The 17,920-nt window shown below is 54.6% G+C and carries 9 protein-coding genes; 4 read left to right on the top strand and 5 right to left on the bottom strand.

The window, feature by feature from the left end; genetic code table 11:
* Window positions 1–521: 521 nt before the first annotated feature.
* From C2134_RS01480 to C2134_RS01490, 4 genes are all read left to right on the top strand, one after another.
* Window positions 522–1,733, top strand: a complete 1,212-nt coding sequence (locus C2134_RS01480) for a tyrosine-type recombinase/integrase (RefSeq protein WP_158248663.1) — start codon at window positions 522–524, stop codon at window positions 1,731–1,733.
* 101 nt (window positions 1,734–1,834) lie between these two features.
* Window positions 1,835–3,703, top strand: coding sequence for a hypothetical protein (locus tag C2134_RS21040; protein ID WP_146042049.1), 1,869 nt, complete (start codon window positions 1,835–1,837; stop codon window positions 3,701–3,703).
* Between the two features lie 125 nt (window positions 3,704–3,828).
* A complete protein-coding gene (locus C2134_RS21045; RefSeq protein ID WP_146042050.1) occupies window positions 3,829–5,628 on the top strand; it encodes a hypothetical protein in 1,800 nt (599 codons plus the stop codon).
* A complete protein-coding gene (locus tag C2134_RS01490; protein ID WP_052370317.1) occupies window positions 5,615–6,055 on the top strand; it encodes a hypothetical protein in 441 nt (146 codons plus the stop codon). The genes C2134_RS21045 and C2134_RS01490 overlap by 14 nt, the downstream gene beginning before the upstream one ends.
* A 471-nt stretch (window positions 6,056–6,526) precedes the next feature.
* Here C2134_RS01490 and C2134_RS01495 read toward each other — a convergent pair whose 3' ends face one another.
* From C2134_RS01495 to C2134_RS01515, 5 genes are all read right to left on the bottom strand, one after another.
* The gene (locus C2134_RS01495; protein ID WP_103316963.1) at window positions 6,527–7,621 is read right to left on the bottom strand and encodes a DUF4236 domain-containing protein; all 1,095 of its coding nucleotides are present in this window, start codon (window positions 7,619–7,621) and stop codon (window positions 6,527–6,529) included.
* A gap of 70 nt (window positions 7,622–7,691) precedes the next feature.
* Window positions 7,692–12,251, bottom strand: coding sequence for a PDDEXK-like endonuclease domain-containing protein (locus C2134_RS01500; protein ID WP_103316964.1), 4,560 nt, complete (start codon window positions 12,249–12,251; stop codon window positions 7,692–7,694).
* 327 nt (window positions 12,252–12,578) lie between these two features.
* Complete coding sequence (locus C2134_RS01505; protein ID WP_103316966.1) at window positions 12,579–13,757, bottom strand: type VI immunity family protein; 1,179 nt, start codon at window positions 13,755–13,757, stop codon at window positions 12,579–12,581.
* 15 nt (window positions 13,758–13,772) lie between these two features.
* Window positions 13,773–14,951 (bottom strand): VRR-NUC domain-containing protein, encoded by a 1,179-nt coding sequence (locus tag C2134_RS01510; protein WP_103316968.1) that lies wholly within the window; start codon window positions 14,949–14,951, stop codon window positions 13,773–13,775.
* Window positions 14,951–17,809 carry a type VI secretion system Vgr family protein gene (locus C2134_RS01515; RefSeq protein WP_103316970.1) on the bottom strand — a complete coding sequence of 953 codons (2,859 nt, stop codon included), beginning with the start codon at window positions 17,807–17,809 and terminating at the stop codon, window positions 14,951–14,953. Before C2134_RS01515 ends, C2134_RS01510 begins: the two co-directional genes overlap by 1 nt.
* Between the last annotated feature and the right edge of the window lie 111 nt (window positions 17,810–17,920).

Genomic DNA, 17,920 nt, shown 5'->3' on the forward strand with positions numbered 1-17,920 from the left:
TGCGCAATTAGAATACCTGTCTCAAATGCCTCAAATAGGCTGAATCAAAGCATAAATTCAATCCTTTCTCGTTTATTAACGCAGTCATGAGAACTGTCTCAGCTGTATCAGTAAACGAATAGCCTCGAGCCTAAACGCAAAGCTCGAGAACGGCATCTCGATGACAGACAAGCAGAAATATTTTATTGTGACCAATATGGTAGCCATGCTTGCTGTACGCCTCCCTCTCTCCACATTCGAATACTTGCTAAACACCTGGGCAGCAGGTAGCTGACGAATTCTCTGAGCCTGGCGGCATAACCAGGTAGCGCTCAAAAATTGGCCAACGGTTGATGCGTATCGACATATATCTGCGCAAGCCATTAGGTTAACCGCGTCATTTTTGCAACAAATCACTTTGCAAATAATAAATTTCACGCTATACACTGCGGGAAAATTTCAAAAACAGCGCCGTATCACTCCACTTTCTGTTCGCAGTGCTTTAGCTTATGAGACAAATCTTCCGAAAGAGATGTCTCATCATGCGGCCGAACTTACATTTTTTAGAGTCAAAACTATTCGAGGCACTTCCCAAGCGGGAGCGTGACGAGTATCTAAAAATACAAAGAAATCTGGGCATCCCGGATGGCCATCCCTTTTTTCTCGACGACGACTTCAGTTACGATGAGCATTTAAACGGATTCTGCCGATATCTAATTGTCCCACGAAGAGATAGCCCGAATACTTGGAAAAGCTACGCCTACACTGCCGCTGAATATCTGGACTTCTCAGATGCTCGCTCTATTCCGTGGCTAAATGCGAGCAGTGAGCATTTAAATGATTACTATAGAATAAAAACCCTAGGAACTACCACACTCAAAAAAGTGGAAGGTAACACATGGAATCACATTCAGATTGTTCTGGTACATATGTATGAATATGCACTAAAACAGAAGCTTATATCCGAGCTACCTTTTTCATATCGAATTTCACATTCTCGTCACCGCGGAGAGAAAAATAACGTTAGTGACTTATTGATAAAGTTCACACCCAAGCCAATTAATTTCATAAGCATTAATCAATTCAAACACCATTGGCGTCCCTTTCTTGCTCTAAAAGAACACTCTCAGCGTAACATTGCGCTTATTGAATTACTTATCTGCAGCGGATTTCGTATTTCCGAGGCATTAGGCCTAACTATCTACACAATTCCCGACCCTGATTCATCCATATACGTCGGACGGAATGTCGTCCCAATTACTGTCGTTGGTAAAGGTAAGAAGAAGCGCACAGTACCAATACCGAAGCGCATCATCCGGTCAATCCAATTTTATATGGAAGAAGACCGAGAGGCTGCTGTTGAAAAGCGCGTGAAGAAGTACGGCTCAAAGATGGTTCCGACGAAGGTGTTTCTATCCGAGAGCGGAAGTCCTCTAACCAAACGCATGGTTGAAGACATCTTCCAAGAAGCATCCAAGGCGACAGGAATCAAGTTGACACCACATGGCTGCCGCCACATCTACTCGACCATCATGCTTTCTGCGCTCATCGAGATTGTGCAGATGAGGAAGCCAAGTATTGAAGGCTCAGGAGCTGATAAGTACGAAATGCTCATCGGCGACCCTCTTCACACCCTTCAAAAGCTCCTTGGTCACAAATCCATCGAAACAGTTTTCACATACCTGGAGTTCACATCCGAATCACGAGAAATGGTCGAAGAAGCCCTGACAAACTGGACAGAAATGATGACCTAATCTGCTAATACAAATAACCAGGCTACAGTAGCATTACCCGGCCACTGACAGTAGCAACTCAAAACACAATCAAAATAATAGCTCTGACTGGAATTTTGAAAATGGGAAAAGAATCTAAATTTAAGAACCTCCCTTCCGTAAAAAACAACGTCAAAATCCTAGGGAGTTTGATTTTCAACCACCCAGATTTGCAGGGGCCTGGAGCAAAACTTGACCTGAAAGAGTTCAAAAAAAATCCTGAATTGGCTCGTGATTTAATTGCCTCACTGTATAAACACGTCAATTTAGCCAATATTTCTGAGGCGCGAAGCCTCGGGGCGTACTTTGCGGGAATACGAGATTTTCTTAAATACTGTGAGGAAAACAATCTCCCCTCGGATATGCGGATGAAAGACATTGATGACAAATTCCTCCGAAGATACAAGTCCTATCTCGTTGGTTCGACATTGCATCGAAAATCAGAGAGAAGACGACGTCGATATGGTGACATTACAAGACTATTGGAAGCGGGGAAAACCATTGGTTTATGGGACATAAAAAATACACCCCCGCGAAATTTCAAGTGCATTTCGGACGGCGACAAAACCCAGCCATACATGGCGTCAGAGTTATTAGACCTCGAAGCGGCCTGCCGGAATTCCATAAATGAAATTTGCTCTCGAATCGAGCGAGGAAAAACTCTCGTCACCCAAGGAAAAAACCCAAGAGAGGTACACTTAGGCCGCAACTATATTAACGGTAGCATTTTAAAAGTAGATGATAAACTACGCCCTTGGAACCAGCTCCCCAATCTACTTTGGTATGTTCAGAACATTCTCGATGGTCGGTATATAAAAAATGATGAATTAAGAAACGGCCATTCCTCGTTTGTCAAATCAGCAAATGGAGGTTTCGGCGGGGAATATCGTATGGTCGATATATATGGGCATCTTTATCCGTTAAACCATGACATGCTACCGTTCCTAAATTTGTTGGAAAAAAGATTGGGAATAAACGAAACGTCGCTTGTCGAGCTGAAAAGAAATTGTCTTAGACCATTAGGTGCTGGCTACATCCTAGACTACGAAAAAAGAAGAAGCTCAAAACGTCTATTGCAAGACAAGTTGTACGACGATGGTCCCTATTCGGCAGTCTCCATAATAAAGACCTTGTTGCATATAACCGAACCTCTGGTACGGTTGGCTGATGATTCAAATAAAGATTATTTGTTTTTGTGCCTGACTGTGGGCGCAAAGGGAGCCAACCCCGTAAAACCAATTGATGCCTGCTATGCGAAGTACCTGATGAATCGCTCCGGAGGCTGGGCTGAGCAACATAAACTAAAAAATCAGCATGGAGAGACCTTGAAACTCCATAGCCGAGCACTGCGCGTGTCAAACCTTAGCGAAAATTACCTGAAAACAGGAAACTATAAAAAAACAATGAGAAAGGGAGCTCATGCTTCAGCTAGCATAACTATCAAACACTATATCAACAATGACAGCACAAAGGTAATTCATGACCTCGCTGTCGCCGATGGAATTCGCTCATTAAAAGCAATTAGCCTTCCAACGGTCATTCCAGAAAACGACCTTTCAAAAGCCACAAAAAAACTTTCAATAGATGAAGAGCAAGCAAAAAAGATGCTTAGTGGGGAAAAGGACGTATTTATTGCATCATGCCGTGACTTCTTAAATCGACCAGGTGCAGAGCCTAACACACCGTGTGACGAGCCATGGGGCTGCCTTTATTGTAAAAACGCAGTTATAACTCGCCATGTGCTACCTAGATTAATTGCTTTTCGTGACTTTATCGTCAACGAAAAACGCACTCTACCCCCTGAGGAATGGTTAGGAAAATTTGGCAGCGCACTTGACATCATTGCTCGAGAAATACTTCCTAATTTTCTGGCTGAAGTAGTACAAGAAGCGGAACGACATGCAGCAAGCATGGACTTCTACATTCCAATATATTTCAAAACACGCCAATGAATATATTGCTATCGTCTTTCGCCGAGAAAGAAATCGCTTGCAACCCTACCCTCGGAGCTAGCAAGATTTATCCTCCAGACACGCGAGTGTCAATATATTCGATATTCGCCCACTCAAAATGGTTTATGGCTGAGTATGTTGAGCTACCAGGACTTGGGCCAAGATGCAACTCATGGAGTTTTGAAACTTTACCTGGGTTTCCATATGGTTTCGCTCTAGCCGGAGCTGAGCTAGCTTACGCGATGCTCAAGGACCCCGTTGATTCAGAAAACATTCTGACCTGGCTGAGTATTATCCAAATTTTATACTCCATAAAGGATTTCTCGGAATTTTCAGCATCAATGGGCTGCTATCGATTCTCAGATGTGAGCCAAGAGCTTCTATCGCAATACATCAATGTGCTTATGTATGGCAATGAAGAACGGGAAGCGAAATCGGTTGAACGAAGAAAAACACTTATCAGCATGCTATACAAGGTCTGGACTTACTCTTCGAGGCTTAGTGAACCACTCCCCGAACTACCATTCGGGCGCAGCAAAAAAGAAATGCTATCGGACATACCTAGAAATGGCAATCCCTGTGAGAACAAGACACCTCCTATTCCGGAATATATTTATGCACCACTAATGACTGCAAGCCTAGGTTATGTATTGGAACATAGCGCTACGATTTTGGAAGCATGGAAAGACCTTCAAGCAATATGGAACACGCAAATTAAAAATAAAACCATTGGACCCAGTGGAAAAGAAAAGCGCCTTACAAAATCAGCAACAATTATTCTAAAAAAACACACATCACCCTGGCGAAAAGTTGCATGGAAAGGCAGACGCGATTTGTACGTTGAACTATATCGCCTCCGCATTGCTTGCATTCTAGTTATCTTAGCTTACTCCGGCGTTCGTGCTTCCGAGTTATTTTCGATTGAAGAAAATTGCTGCGTAATGGACGAAACCGAAGATGGAAAAAAAATAAACTACTTAAACACCGTACTGCGGAAACATCGCCATAAAGGCTCGATGGATACATGGGTAATAGTTGAAGAGGTAGTCACAGCGATAAGCATTCTCGAACAAATCACTAAGCACGCCAGAAAGGCTCTTGGGACGAAACGATTACTTCTGGGCAGAAGTGACAATCAATTTTTTAACGTTCAAACTATCGAAGATACTGATGGTTTTGTCGAATTAAACTCTTCGACGCTGTTAGAGGGCATTGAGCAGTTTCGACAACATGTGAATGAAAATCTCAACTTCTCACCCATTCCACTTTGGACTGACCAAGATGGTGTTGAAAAACCTTGGAAATTTAATACTCGACAGTTTCGAAGAACGTTAGCGCGCTACATTGCACGGCAACCCTTCGGGGTTATCGCAGGGATGCGCCAGTACAAACACGTTCAAGTAGCGATTTTTGAAGGCTACGCTGGCGTCGACACTGAATGGTTAGACATGGTCGGTGAAGAACGAGGGCTCGCTCAGTTCGACTTCATCGATGAAATTGCGATTTCATTGTCCTCAGAAGCTGTCGCTGGAGAGGCAGGAATTCAGATTAAGCAAGCCTTCGAGACTGAGTTCAAAGGTCGTGCGGAGGATTTCTCCCCATCGACAATTGCCAAATGGTTAGCTAGCACAAACAAAACTCTTTTTATCGGCAATCTCAACCTTTGCTATTTCGAACCGACGAAAGCTCGCTGCCTTCGAAACTCTGAAATTAAGGATGCCCCAATTCTCAACAGGTGTGAACCTGAAAATTGCAAGAACGCCTGTGTGACCAAAAGGCATCTTCCATTGTGGACGGCCCAGCTCAAGCAAGTTGAGGAGGCAATTCACCATCCCAAAGCATCAGTAATCGCGAAGCAGCTTCTGTCCAACGAGGCTTCGAAAATTAGAAAGATTGTGGAGGACGTACAAGGTGAAACAGAGTAGTTACGATGCCATTGATGCCGCTATAGAGCGGCACGCAAACGGAACAGCCAAACTAACCGACGGGAAGATTACTCATGTGAACATCGCGAAGGAGGCGAAAGTTGGCCGTGCGACGGTCTATCGATGCTTCGACGAGCACGCCGCCCTTAAAGAAAAGTTTGAAAAGCTGAAGAAGAATGGCCTCAATCAGACCCAGGAGCCCCCACAAACATTGCACGAGGCGTTCCTGGCGGCGAAAAAAGAAATCAAACAACTGAGGGACAACCTGAAAGAGGAAAAGCAGCGCTCGGAACATAAGGAAAAGCTGAGCGCCAACATGATATTCATCCTTAAAAGGGAGATTCAGCGCTTGGAAACTGAGAATAAGAATTTGAGGAAGCTACTGCCAGCACCATCAATCATTCATCTACCGCAACAATTAGGATGAGTCAAGGCGAGCATCAACACCGCAGGTTCCTGCCACCACCAACGTGATTCCAACGACTACCTTGCCCACGTTGAGCAAAATCGGCCCCTACTCAATTTGGGGAGTCTCGTTCCAGGCGATGTCGCAGTAGCGCTCAATTTTGGCCCACATCGCCTTCAACTGCGCTTCGGTCCAACGTACCAACACGCCCTTGCTCGTTGGCTCAGGTCCAAGCCCTAGCTCACCAGGCCTCTTACCCAGTAACCCGACTCTAGCAGCCAAGCTACCTCACTAACCAGCCAAGCCTGGGTAGCTTGCACCAGTCCTGACATGCCTTCCTTGGCACTTCCCCACATTTTATTCAACTCACGTGGTAGCTGTAGCCCCCACTCCTGAATGTAGCCCAGGGTAGACACCGGAACAGGGCTGTAGATGGGCGTGGGCACAGGTTGGCTTCGAGATTGAGATTCTGCGCATCGCATCTCACCCGGGTTAGCGCTGGGCCGCTCGAATCGCTGCCAATGCCTGCTCCAACGCATCGAAGCCGCCCTCCTTCGAACCAAGGAAACGAATATCCAAACCGTCCGACGTCGAGAGGTTGAACTGACTGTAGGCACAAATGGGCAGTTGGCGGTTGTTCTTGAAGCGCTTGTCGGGGCCACCCTTCTTGTTCACGTACTGCCATGTCTGGTCGATGATGCGGGCATCGCCCGGGACTGACTCGCTCTCGATGTACCGCACGAATTCGCTGACACCGTGGAGGCGTGCGTAGTCGACGGCACCTACGGACTTCCCTTGAAAAGCTAGGACACGGTCAGGAAAGAACGCCAGCGTAGTACGTTCTGCGGTCAGAACGGGTACAGGGATGTTCGCGACAACCCCTGGAGCTTGGCCCAAGGTCAGGCTAGCGGCACCAAACTTCAGACCTTGGCTCGCCCCCGCCGAATACTTCGTATCGGCGTAGCGTGACGTGGTGGTGATGGACTTAAGCTTGCGCGCCGCCGCGGCATGGGAGACCGCACCTGACAACCGTTCGAACAAGTCGCTAGTTGCCTGGTCCGGCTCATAGAAGAGCACGGTCAGCTTGCGCATCTGGTCGCGCCAATACACCCAGCCAATCAACCCTACGCCAATGACGAAGGCCGTCAGTCGAATAAAAGACGGCCATGTCTCGCTGGCGGGGTAGAGTATGTAGAACAGCAGCAAGACCACAACCGCGGCCATGGGCCACAGTGGAAGCTTGGCACGCTGCTCGTTCATTGACTGCAGCAGCGCATCGCTGGTGGAGTCGCGCAGTTCGAGGACGCTCTTCGTCCCATGCTCGACGGTGGCGACAATATTGTCGTCGGCGACAACTTGCACGTCCTGTGGGCGCCCAGGCATCACGACAGGCTGTACCCCAGCAGGTTGCCGAGCGTTCAAGCTCTTGCGATAGCGGAAACCACCTACTCCCCCGCTGATGTACGCGCCGCGCGGCCCGGTACCGATACGAAGGCCCGGGACGCCAACCGACATGCCAATGCCGGAACCGGAGAAGTTGAAGCGCACAGCGCCGAACTTCACGCTGCGAGAAAAGCTGAGACCCATACGTCCTCCTTGATGACTGTTGTGCCCTTCAGTCGAGAGCTGTTTCACCGGTATTGGGTTGGTTTAAGTTCTACTTGCCGGCCGCGATGGCAGCCTCCAAAGCCTCAGCTACCGCGTCGTTCACAGCGTTCGCGGGCTGCCCAGCTTTCCACGTGCGGGTTTCGACGAGAGATGGGATTCGCTCGATAGCGCCAATCGGCTCGATGCCCATTGCGGCCAGGCGGTCGAGCAAGTCCCGCAGTACCTCGTCCTTGCGAAGCGACCAGGTCGAAGCAAAGCAGCGCCAGAACGTCCAACCTGCCCGCTCTAGGACGCGTTGCCGGCCCATGTCCGCAGCCCACCGGTCCGGACCGTGGAACTCATCACCATCGCACTCGATGGCCAGTCGGCTGTCGTCGGCCCCTTCCACCACCATGTCGATGCGGAATGAACCGGCCTTGACTTGCGGTACCACGTGGTAGCCCCGGCTGAATAACGCGGTGTAGACCTCTTTCTCAAAACCGGATTCGCAATCCTCGATGAGGCTCTTGGTCTCTTCGACGCTGCCATCCAGCGGCTTGGTAAAGTGCTCCAGCATCCCTCGACGCAGGTCCACATGAGAGAGGTCCGCCAGATGGACAGAGCGGACGAGATACATACGGTCCCGCGCACGGCTGGCCGCAACGTTGAATCGCTGCTCGAAGGTGTTACCCGACAAGGCCTTGCAGTTTGTTGGGTCAACAACCATGGACAGGAACATGATGTCCCGCTCGCTGCCTTGGAACAGGCGAGCATCTCCGCACTCGAACTTGCGGTGCAGCAGCTCCACGGCGCTCACGCGGGAGCGAACCAACGTGTCGATGTACTTCGCCTGGTCCGGGCCCAGCAGCGACACGACGCCAAGCGTCCGTCCCGCGAACTTCGGGTCAGCGACTAGGGCGGCAATCTCCTCAGCTATGGCCAGGGCCTCAAGACGGTTCTCATCCCTGACACCGCGCTTGCCGCCTTCGACGTAGATGTCAATCAGCGGCGGGTCGAGGCGCTCGGAGGCCTTGGGGATGCGCAGAGGCTGGATGAATCCGTCGTAGAACCTGTTGCTGTAGGCAATGATGGGCGGCACACACCGGAAGTGCTCTCGCAGCATCACCTTCTGGGCAGCGAACACCGTCGAGGCGACGTCGTAGAGCGACTTCTCGGGCGTCAGGACGGTGGCGAACGGCTGGTCAAACAGGAAGCGGTCCTTGAGCTCCTGGATGCGAACCGCGGACATGAAGCCGCCGTCCGGCGAGACCTGCTTGTCGTCGCCAACGACCAGAATCTTCTTCCCACGCAACACGGCAGGCAACGCCCACAGGTCTGATTGGCTGGCCTCGTCCACGATGACTAGGTCAAAGCACCCGAGCTGAGACGGCAGCGTTTCGGAGACCTTGGCATGACTCATGACCCAGCACGGGACAGCACCCTGCGCATCGTTCATCGCCTTCTGAGCATCCCGACGGTGTCGGGTCGCATTGGGGCCGGTGCCCATGCCGATGCGCCGGACGGCCGTGCGGTAGGTCTCCAGTGCTGACAGCACCTTTGGAGAGGCGCCCAGCTTTGTGGATAGCCAGGCCGACTTGGAAACGAGGTCCTCATACAGGCGAGCCAAGCCTACTTCCAGGTCCCGCCGGCGCGCAGCCAGCGTTCGAAACTCCTCGCGGGCTTCAATGGTGTCCAGGTGGTTCTTGACCCGTGCCCAGTTCCAGGCGTCGCGCCAGGTGGTCGGCATCGCCTTGTCATCGCCGGAGGCCTCAACCGGGATGCTTCGAATGCGCGCGGCCAGCTTCTGCCCACCAGCGCGTTCAACTTGGTCTGCCAGCTGGTTAACCACAGAGAGGTCGTGCGCCAGGCCTTCAATGCGCCGAACCTCACCAACCAGCTCTGCGTACCGCGCCACAGCACGTTCGACCGGCAGACGCGCAGCACCGAGGTCGTTCTCGACGAAGGCCCGCAACGACTCGGAGGCCGGCCCGGAGGTTCCCGCTAGCTTCTCTTGGAGCGTCGCGAGCGAGGTGGCTGCCTTGGCCAGGTCGGCGCGCGTGAGATGGTGACGCAGGTGCTGCTGCACCTCCGCAAGTTCCGCTGCGGACCCCTTCAGCTGTGCCACGGGCGCCTGCGCGAAAACGCGCTCGGCATGGGCCGGCAGCTTGGCATCGAACTGCGTTGCCAGCTTGTGCGCTTTCAGCGCGAGGGTCGTGACCAGCTCGATGTTGCGCAGTCCAAAGACTCCGCCGCGTACCGCTGGTACCGACAGCACATCGGCGAACTCATTCCAGCGAACACTAAAGGACAGCACCTGCGCGTGAAGCTCGACGTATCGCTGCACATGGCCCCAGTCCTCCGCGCTCGCCGGGCTCAGGCCGGCAACCGTGATGGTAGCAACGTGTTCCTTCGCTGCGCCAGCCCCGAACGCCATCATGCCGAACGGCTTGCCCGTGCTCGCACCCCGCGCAATGGCCTCGCGGGTCTTGACCGAGACCAAGGCTTCCTCGGGCACCTCAACGGGACGCTTCAGGAACGCGGCGCGCGCTTCGGTAAGGGCTTCGACCTCGCCGACAAGCGCCTCCAAGGCTTTACGCTCGCTTTGGCACGTTGGCAGGCCGCACTTCTTACGAAGCTGCTCTGTCCAGACCTCACCGGTCGCTTCAAGCTCATGGGCGAGCTCTTGAGCCTGCACCACAAGGGGCAGGAGGCTGCGTGCGCTATCAAGCACATCCGGTGTCGAGGAGCGAAGGGCAAGCAAGCGCCCCTGAGCTTCGGTCTCCTCTATTTCCCGCATGTCCACCAGCGCCTGGTGCAGCTGGCCAACATCGGCGGCCGGTAGCAGCCCTGAGCTCGAGGGGATACGCGCAGAAACGTAGACCAAATCCTGTCCGAGGCGTCGCCTGGCTTCGCGAAGGGCCGCGGCCTGTTCGCCAGTCAGCGGTGGGGCATTCTCTGGAACAAGAGAAATGGTGTCGTCGAACCAGCCATGCTGCTCATTGCCGTGGAGCACAAGCTCGGCCATCTTCTGTGCCCGCATCGGGACGCCATCGACTTCAACGTCGGACAGCTGCGACTGGGCGATTTCATCGACACGCCGGTCGATGGCCGCGAGCTCCACGTGCGCCCGCTCGATAGCGCTCTGGAAGGTGCAAATCTGCTTCCGGACGACCTCAGGGTTCAGCTGCGAGACGTTGTGGATGATGGCTTCAATCGACGACTGAAACTGCCGCATCCCTTCGCGGTCGCCTGCCAGCAGAGCAACCGTCAGCGGCTGCACTTCCTTGGGAATCTTCGACTGCAAAACTTCGAGGGCTTGCTCGCCCTTCGAGGTCACGAGGACCTTCCGCCCAGTGGCCAAGTAGTGGCAGACGATGTTGGCGATGGTGTGGGTCTTGCCGGTGCCAGGAGGCCCTTGCACCGCGACGCCATCGGAGCGCTCAAGCTGCTCAACGATGGTCACCTGCTCCTGGTTGTACGGCAAGGGGAAGTAGAGCTCGCGCGACTCGCCCTTCGCTCCGGCGCCGCCGGTGTAGCCAGACAGTCCTCGGAAGGCCACCGGCTCGTAGGTCATGTGCTGGTCCGACGGAGGCGTCACCAAGGCCAATGGGCCGAGCGGAATCTCGCAGTTGTCGGCAAGACGCTGCTTCAGGCGCTCGATGTCTTCGTGCAGATAGTTGTTCGGCCGAGGACGCGAAAGAACCACCCAGCTGTCGCTGACCACCAGCTCGTCGGTCGGCGTCGGGAACGCTTCGATACCGTTCACGAACCGTCCGTTCTCATGCAGGTTCCCGGCGACCAGCTTCAGGAGATGCTCATAGCTGCCTGGGTCGAACGGAGTCACGGGGCGGTCGGCACCTTTGGCGAGGGCCTCACGGGCGGCGCGCTCGACGTCCGCAGTGCTCGGAAGCAAGCACGCAGCAAACGCATCAAACTCGAAGCGAGGGTCAACGGACCGGGGGCGTAGCGCGATGGCAAGCGTAGTCTCGTCCAAGGCTAGCTCCATGGCCTGGGTCAGAAGCGGGTACTGGAAGTCCACCTGGGTACTGCCGAAGCGTTCCGCATAGTTGAGCTTCCAGGCAGCAACACCAACACCCCAAACCAGCTCGTGCGGCTTGGCGGTCTCTTCGGACTCCAGCTGGTGCTTGATGGCGAACAGGTCGCCGTAGAGGGAAATCGTCTTGCGGCGCGGAATCTCACCCGCAGCCCAGGCCGCCCACAAGGGCGCGTACTGCGCCAAAACTTGTTGGGACGACGACTGCCACCGAGCTTCAACCAAGGGCTGCTGCTCCTCCGACTTGGTCTGGCTTTCCGCCAAGATACGGCTCTTGAGCGTGGCCTCGTCAATCCGTGGTGCGGCACCTTCCGGGTTGTCGCTGACGACGATGATTCCCTTCCACTGTTCCGCGGGTAGCGCCGGCGGAGCCTTCGCTTCCAGCCGTGCCACTTCCATCCAAATGTGGTCACCATCCAACTTAATATCGAAATCAACGCCCGGGAGTCCTTGGAGGTCAGGCCTCCCCTTCAGAAAGCCCTTACAGCCCTGCAGCGTGAAGCCACGAGGGTCGATTTCTTTGTCTTGCTCCAGGACGTAGTCCAGAAGTTTGTTAAGCAAACTGTTTGGGCTCATCGTCCCTCCTGTTCATGATGTTCTGGTGCAGCTATTGTGAACGGCTAGCAAGTTAGCTTGAAGATGGATGCGTGCAGAGGCAATGCCGGACTCCTGTGCTTCCCCGCCACGAATAGAGAGGCTCGATAGTTTTCCTGTCCAACAAACCTTCCATAGTTCTGCAGCGGGGATAGCTCTTCGGATATAGTCAAGAAGACTGCTTCGGACGCCCATATATTTTACGAAACTATCAATGGAATTGGCCCCATAAAATTATCATTTTATGGGGCCTTGCTTCACGGCTTAAGCACTTAGCTGCACACTCCTCCATGATACAAGGTCAGATTACTACTTTTCTAAATACCAAATCGTGCTGCCATATGTGGAGTTCGGGAAATTCGGCATCAACTCACCCTGGCTAAAGTGACGGCGTGAATTCTCCATCGCAGGGGTCCACCAGTAGCCACTTTCCGGGCACGGCTTGTCAGCTTCACAGCGCATACCTTCGATAGCGGGTGCCGACTCGAGCGCTGCCTCCGGCAGTGGCACCGAGTCAAATCGCGCATACCAGCTTACGGTTTCCGCCTTATCAAACCCATTCCGTTGAGGCAGGTAGTAATGCAGGGAGCCCGGTTCCGTGGTACGTATCGACCTCAGCAAGTGATTGACAATCACATAGGACTCAGGAGGGCTATTGTCTGGCGCACCCAAGTCTGGATAACGCCCCGCCTGAATAATAAGTCCGCCAGAATGACGACGTACTATTATGTCTTGCCAAGGTGCCAGTGTAGCTCGAATTGCCTCTTCACCATTGAGCTGCTGTACAAACTCGTTTCCCAGAATCGTGTACCAATCTACACCCTTAATGTGGCTCTTCAGTTCGAACCCACCAGCACTGAATGAGCGGGTATCGATATTTAAGCCAATGAAACGCTGCGCAAGCTCATACTCATTGGGCAAATACCGATGATAGTCATAGGGCAGAATGGGGGACAAACCGCCATAACCATGGACAGGTTGCAAAGCCTCGCATATAAATGTGACCAACTCCTGGTATTGACCAAGTTCTGCTTCGTCGAACACAGTAGTGGCAGGCAACACCATTTTGAAAAACGATTTGTCACCCCATCCTTCATGGATACTTTGCTGCGTCAAGCAGGAGACTGAGTACTCCGGTGCCAAGTCAGGCACGGCTTCGCTACTTACAAACCACTCAATCCGCTCATGCGGGTCAGTGATTTCCAATATCTTATTTCTGGACTTTTGATAGTCGGATGCCCCCATCTTCTTAGTTTTGGCATCCATATATTTTTGCCCCTTTAGCTTCCCGCCAAAGAGTGAATAAAACTTATCGAAACACTCGATGAGTTTTTTCCTAACCTCAATAGTGCTGCCCTTCTCAAAGAAAAAAGTAGCAATCAAACCAGGTCTGATGACGATGCTATCATCAGACCCCAAATTCCAAGTCAGCTCATCTTGATACTGGCGAAGTCGCAGCAATGGCTGCGGCATCTCTTTTTGTTCCATTGTGCAATCCCTAACTCATGCGGCTGACGCGACTGTGGCGCCACCAAGTATCCCTACACAGGCCAGAAAGCCCGCAACCAGCTCTGCCGGCAATGCGAGCACCATGACCACAGCCATCGAGACCACGAGGGCGATACCGACGACCACCTTGCCCACGTTGAGCAAAATCTGCCCCCACTCAATCTGACGAATCTCGTCCCAGGCGATGTCGCAGTAGCGCTCAATTTTAGCCCACGCCGCCTTCAGCTGCTCTTCGGTCCAACGCGCTAGCACCTGCCCCTGCTCGTTGACCCAGGTCCAGGCATGACTCGCCTGGTCGCGAACCCAGCGGCCTGACTCTAGCAGCCAAGCCGCCTCACTGGCCAGCCAAGCCTGGGTGTCTTGCGCCAGACCTGTCATGCCTTTTTTGGCGTTAGCCCACATTTCATTCAACTCGCGCTGTAGCTGTAGACCCCAATCCTGGATGTAGCCTGGGGTTGAGACCGGAACGGGACTGTAGATGGGCGCGGGTACACGTTGGCTTTGGGATTTAGATTTTGCCTGGGGCTGGGGGCTAAAAACAGGCGCTTTTACCGACTCCGAGGCTTCCTTTTTCTTCTTTTTATCAAGTACATCAAGGACAGTAAAACGGTCATCACCACCAGCAATCCGTTTGTAGGCATCTTCTTGCCCCCGCCCAAATTCGTCACCAGGAAATTTGATTTCAACCACCCGTGCAAGGTTGTCTCCGTGAGCTACGCCATCGTGGTCAGCAGCCGCTCTGCCTGGCCAGCGCGTCCCCTTGTCCTTCACGATAATCAGGTCGGGACGACGCAAATAGCCTTTTGACAGCCCCTTGGGAAAGGGGTTGATGGTATGCCGGCGATTCGCGCCGTCGGCGCGCAGGCTCGAGCTGAGGAAAGGCACTGGCGGGTTGCGCGTCAGGTCGAAACTCACCTCTGCCTTGTAGAACCACTTGTACTCATGGCTGTACTCATCCAGGCGAATCAGGTTCGACATGGTGATTTGCCGCATATTGAGATTGTAAGTGCGCCCGGTCTTTTTACTCGTTACGCCTACCGACTTGGGTGCCAGAACCGCTACGTCGGCTTTCTCGGTCAGGTAGGGCTTGTTGTCCGGTTGCGGCAGCCGTGCGTATTCGGGACGCTCCTCCACGATGGTCATCGTGCCGCCTGCGGGTTGATACTTGGCCATCAGGCATCTTCTCCGTTGTCGTCTTTCAACTGCAGGCCGCGCTCCGCCTGGCCGGTGCCATAGCCATACAGTTGGTGGTTTTCCTCGACCGGCGGCTTGGGCGCCTCAAGTTTGACGGGCTGGGCATTGGGCGTGAAGGCCGTGCTGGTGCGCCCTTCCCAGTCCGTGTAGCCGGGCAGCGTACGGCCATTGGGCAGCTTGAGCCGGTAGGCGTGTCCGACCAGCGGCTCTCCGCTCTTCTCGTCTTGCAGGATATAGCTGCGCTGATAGCCCTTGGGCATCGTCGGCATCGGCATCGATACGCTCGCCGGGCCGCTTAGCGCATGGCTGGCACCCTTGACGCTGACGGTGCCGGGGCAATGCACCTCGATATTGCCGCCGGCCAACCGGATATAGCCGCCATCGCAGGTCAGCAGTATTTCCTCTTGCGCGGCGATGGTGACGCGGTCCTTGCACGAGGTGATGGTCACGTCCTTGTCGGCCGTCAGCTCTATTTCGCCCGCTTGGGCCTGCACCTGGACTTTGCCTTTGGCGGCTATCAGCTTCATCGCGGCCTGGTTTGCTACGCCGCTGACGAACAGGCTGATGTGTTTGCCGACATTGGCGAGCCAGCGTCGACCCGTGGTCTGGTTCATATCCCGCTGTGCCACCAGGTCCAAATTGGTGCCGGCAGCCAGGGTCTGGCTTTGTTCGGTGACGCTCGCAATGCCGGCTGGCGCAGACAGCACGAGTAATGGCTGCTGGCCAGCCTGGTCGCCCGCCGCTGTCTTGCCGTCCGGGTCGGTATTGGTCCCCGCCTCCCAGGCTTTCAGCGCGTCGAGTTGGTGCTGCAGATGGCCTTCAGGGCGTTTACGACCTTTGGCGTTGTCGGCGGTGATTTCCTCGGGCCCGGTTTCCATCGCCTCCGCCAACTGGGCTTCCGCGGTTTCTGCCAGCACCTGGCTGAGGGCCAGCGCCGACTGCAGCTGACTGCTGGCATGTTCGCGCGCCAGTTGTTTGCCGCTGGCGCCGTTCTGCGCCTCGGTGCTCATCAGCAGGCCATGGGCGGCGCGGATGGCACCATGCTGGTCGGTGCGCAGCTCGAAACCCTCGCCGCGCGGCTGCGCTTTGCCATTGCTGCGTGGATGGGTGAGGAAGCCTTGGTTGAGCTGCGTCTTGCCGGGTTCGCTGCTGAGCTTGGCGCGCACTTCGCCTGGCGTGTCGTCGAACAATAATTCGTTGTACTGGCCGCCGTGGTGTTCCTGCGACTTAATGCCGGACAGGGTCTTGTTGGCGGGGAGCGCGCCGGCTCCGCTGAAGCTCGGCGTCGGATGGCTACCGTTGTACAGCACGCCAGTGATGAGGGGACGGTCGATGTCGCCTTCGACGAAGTCGACCAGCACTTCCTGACCGATACGGGGAATGAACTGGTGGCCAAAGCCGGCGCCGGCGGAAGGCATGGCGACGCGCAGCCAGCACGAGGAATGCTCATCCATGCCGGCGCCAATAGTGGGGTGTTCTTCGCGACGCTGCCAATGCAGCTGTACCTTGATGCGGCCCTGCGCGTCGGTGTAGACCTCTTCGCCCGCCGGCCCCACCACCGTGGCGGTCTGCTTCCCCAGGCTGGTCGGTTTGGCATGCGCAGTATTCGCGTACAGCGGCGTCAGCGGAATCCCGCGGCGTTGCGCCTGGAAGGTGGTCTGGAATGGAGACGGGCTGGCAGACTCGGGGGCCAGCTTGAGCCGCGGCGCCACCATTAGCAGTTGCTGGCTCAAGTCGGCCGGCAGGTTGTTCTGAGCTCGGAACGTTTGCCGGGTAACAACGAATTCGCGCTTTTCAGGGGCATCGGCCGCGTGCGCGGGATGGTCGTCCAACTGGAACCATGCGCCGGCCAAGAGACCGCGGACAGCGCCGCTGCCAGAGAATTGCTTGGCTTGCAGGTCCTGGGCTTGCTGCCGCAACTGGGCATAGCGTCCCAGTTGTTCGCTATCGCTGGCGTAATACAGTCCTGGCGCATCGTAATGCTGCAAGCTGGATTGCAGCGCCATGCCGCCTTGCCCTTGCTGTAGCGGGCTCGTCTGCGCGACATGTTGAGTGGTGACCGGTTGATAATCGAAGCTGGCCAACGCCGTTTGGCCAGCCACCACCTGCCGTTGTGTTTCCCATCCTGTCAGGCCGTCTTCCTGCTCGGTCGCGTCGGCGCGATGGAAGCGCACGCGCGCTACCGCGGCCTGCGGCAGGTTGTGCGCGTCATCAAACACCACCAGCTGGACCTTGGGACCATCATCCTCCTCCAAATGGGCGAAGCGCCATGCCAAGCCTTCCTCGTGCAGCAGGCGCACGATGAAATCGAAGTCGCTTTCTTTGTATTGCAGGCAGTAGCTGCGGGGCGGCAGGCTGGCGGCGTCAAAGGCCAAGGTCTGGACACGGACAAACACCGGATTGGCGGCCTGATGCTCGGCAAAAATCTGCTGCACGATGTCTGGCACGGACAGGTCCTGGAACACGCGAGATGTCCGCCGAAACCGCAGCAAGCTAAACGGGGACTCAATCGTCAGCCCATACTGCGCGAAGCCGCCATCAGCGCCCAACAGCTGAGCCTGGCTCACCACGCCGCAGCGCATCGTCTCCACCCCATCGGCGCCGACGATGCCGATGCGTGCCGGCAAGCCAAGTAGGGTTTTGAGTTCGATGCCGACATCCGGCGACAGGCAGGTCAACTGATAACGATAGCCCTGCGAGACCCCTTCCCCGCCCTCCAGCTGCTGCGGCAACAACTGCTGGCTCGCGATATGCCCGTCTCCCAACTGCAGGGTGAGCAGGCGTTGGCTCTGGTCGAACGCGGAAGCAAAACTGGCAAGCAGGGAGCTGAGGTCCATCGACAAATCCTGGAAGCAGAATAAGAAACACCCTCTGTGAGGAGGGTGACGGTCGTGACGCTACGTAATTTAGATGGCGGTAATACTTTAAGTTTCCCTCACCGACCCAAC

The sequence above is a fragment of the Chromobacterium sinusclupearum genome, from assembly GCF_002902845.1.
Taxonomy (GTDB): Bacteria; Pseudomonadota; Gammaproteobacteria; order Burkholderiales; family Chromobacteriaceae; genus Chromobacterium; species Chromobacterium sinusclupearum.

Coding starts and splice junctions, on each gene's coding strand:
- C2134_RS01515 (WP_103316970.1), bottom strand. CDS start 17,809: ATGGACCTCAGCTCCCTGCTTGCCAGTTTTGCTTCCGCGTTCGACCAG.
- C2134_RS01500 (WP_103316964.1), bottom strand. CDS start 12,251: ATGAGCCCAAACAGTTTGCTTAACAAACTTCTGGACTACGTCCTGGAG.
- C2134_RS01495 (WP_103316963.1), bottom strand. CDS start 7,621: ATGGGTCTCAGCTTTTCTCGCAGCGTGAAGTTCGGCGCTGTGCGCTTC.
- C2134_RS01505 (WP_103316966.1), bottom strand. CDS start 13,757: ATGGAACAAAAAGAGATGCCGCAGCCATTGCTGCGACTTCGCCAGTAT.
- C2134_RS01510 (WP_103316968.1), bottom strand. CDS start 14,951: ATGGCCAAGTATCAACCCGCAGGCGGCACGATGACCATCGTGGAGGAG.
- C2134_RS21045 (WP_146042050.1), top strand. CDS start 3,829: ATGGCTGAGTATGTTGAGCTACCAGGACTTGGGCCAAGATGCAACTCA.
- C2134_RS01480 (WP_158248663.1), top strand. CDS start 522: ATGCGGCCGAACTTACATTTTTTAGAGTCAAAACTATTCGAGGCACTT.
- C2134_RS21040 (WP_146042049.1), top strand. CDS start 1,835: ATGGGAAAAGAATCTAAATTTAAGAACCTCCCTTCCGTAAAAAACAAC.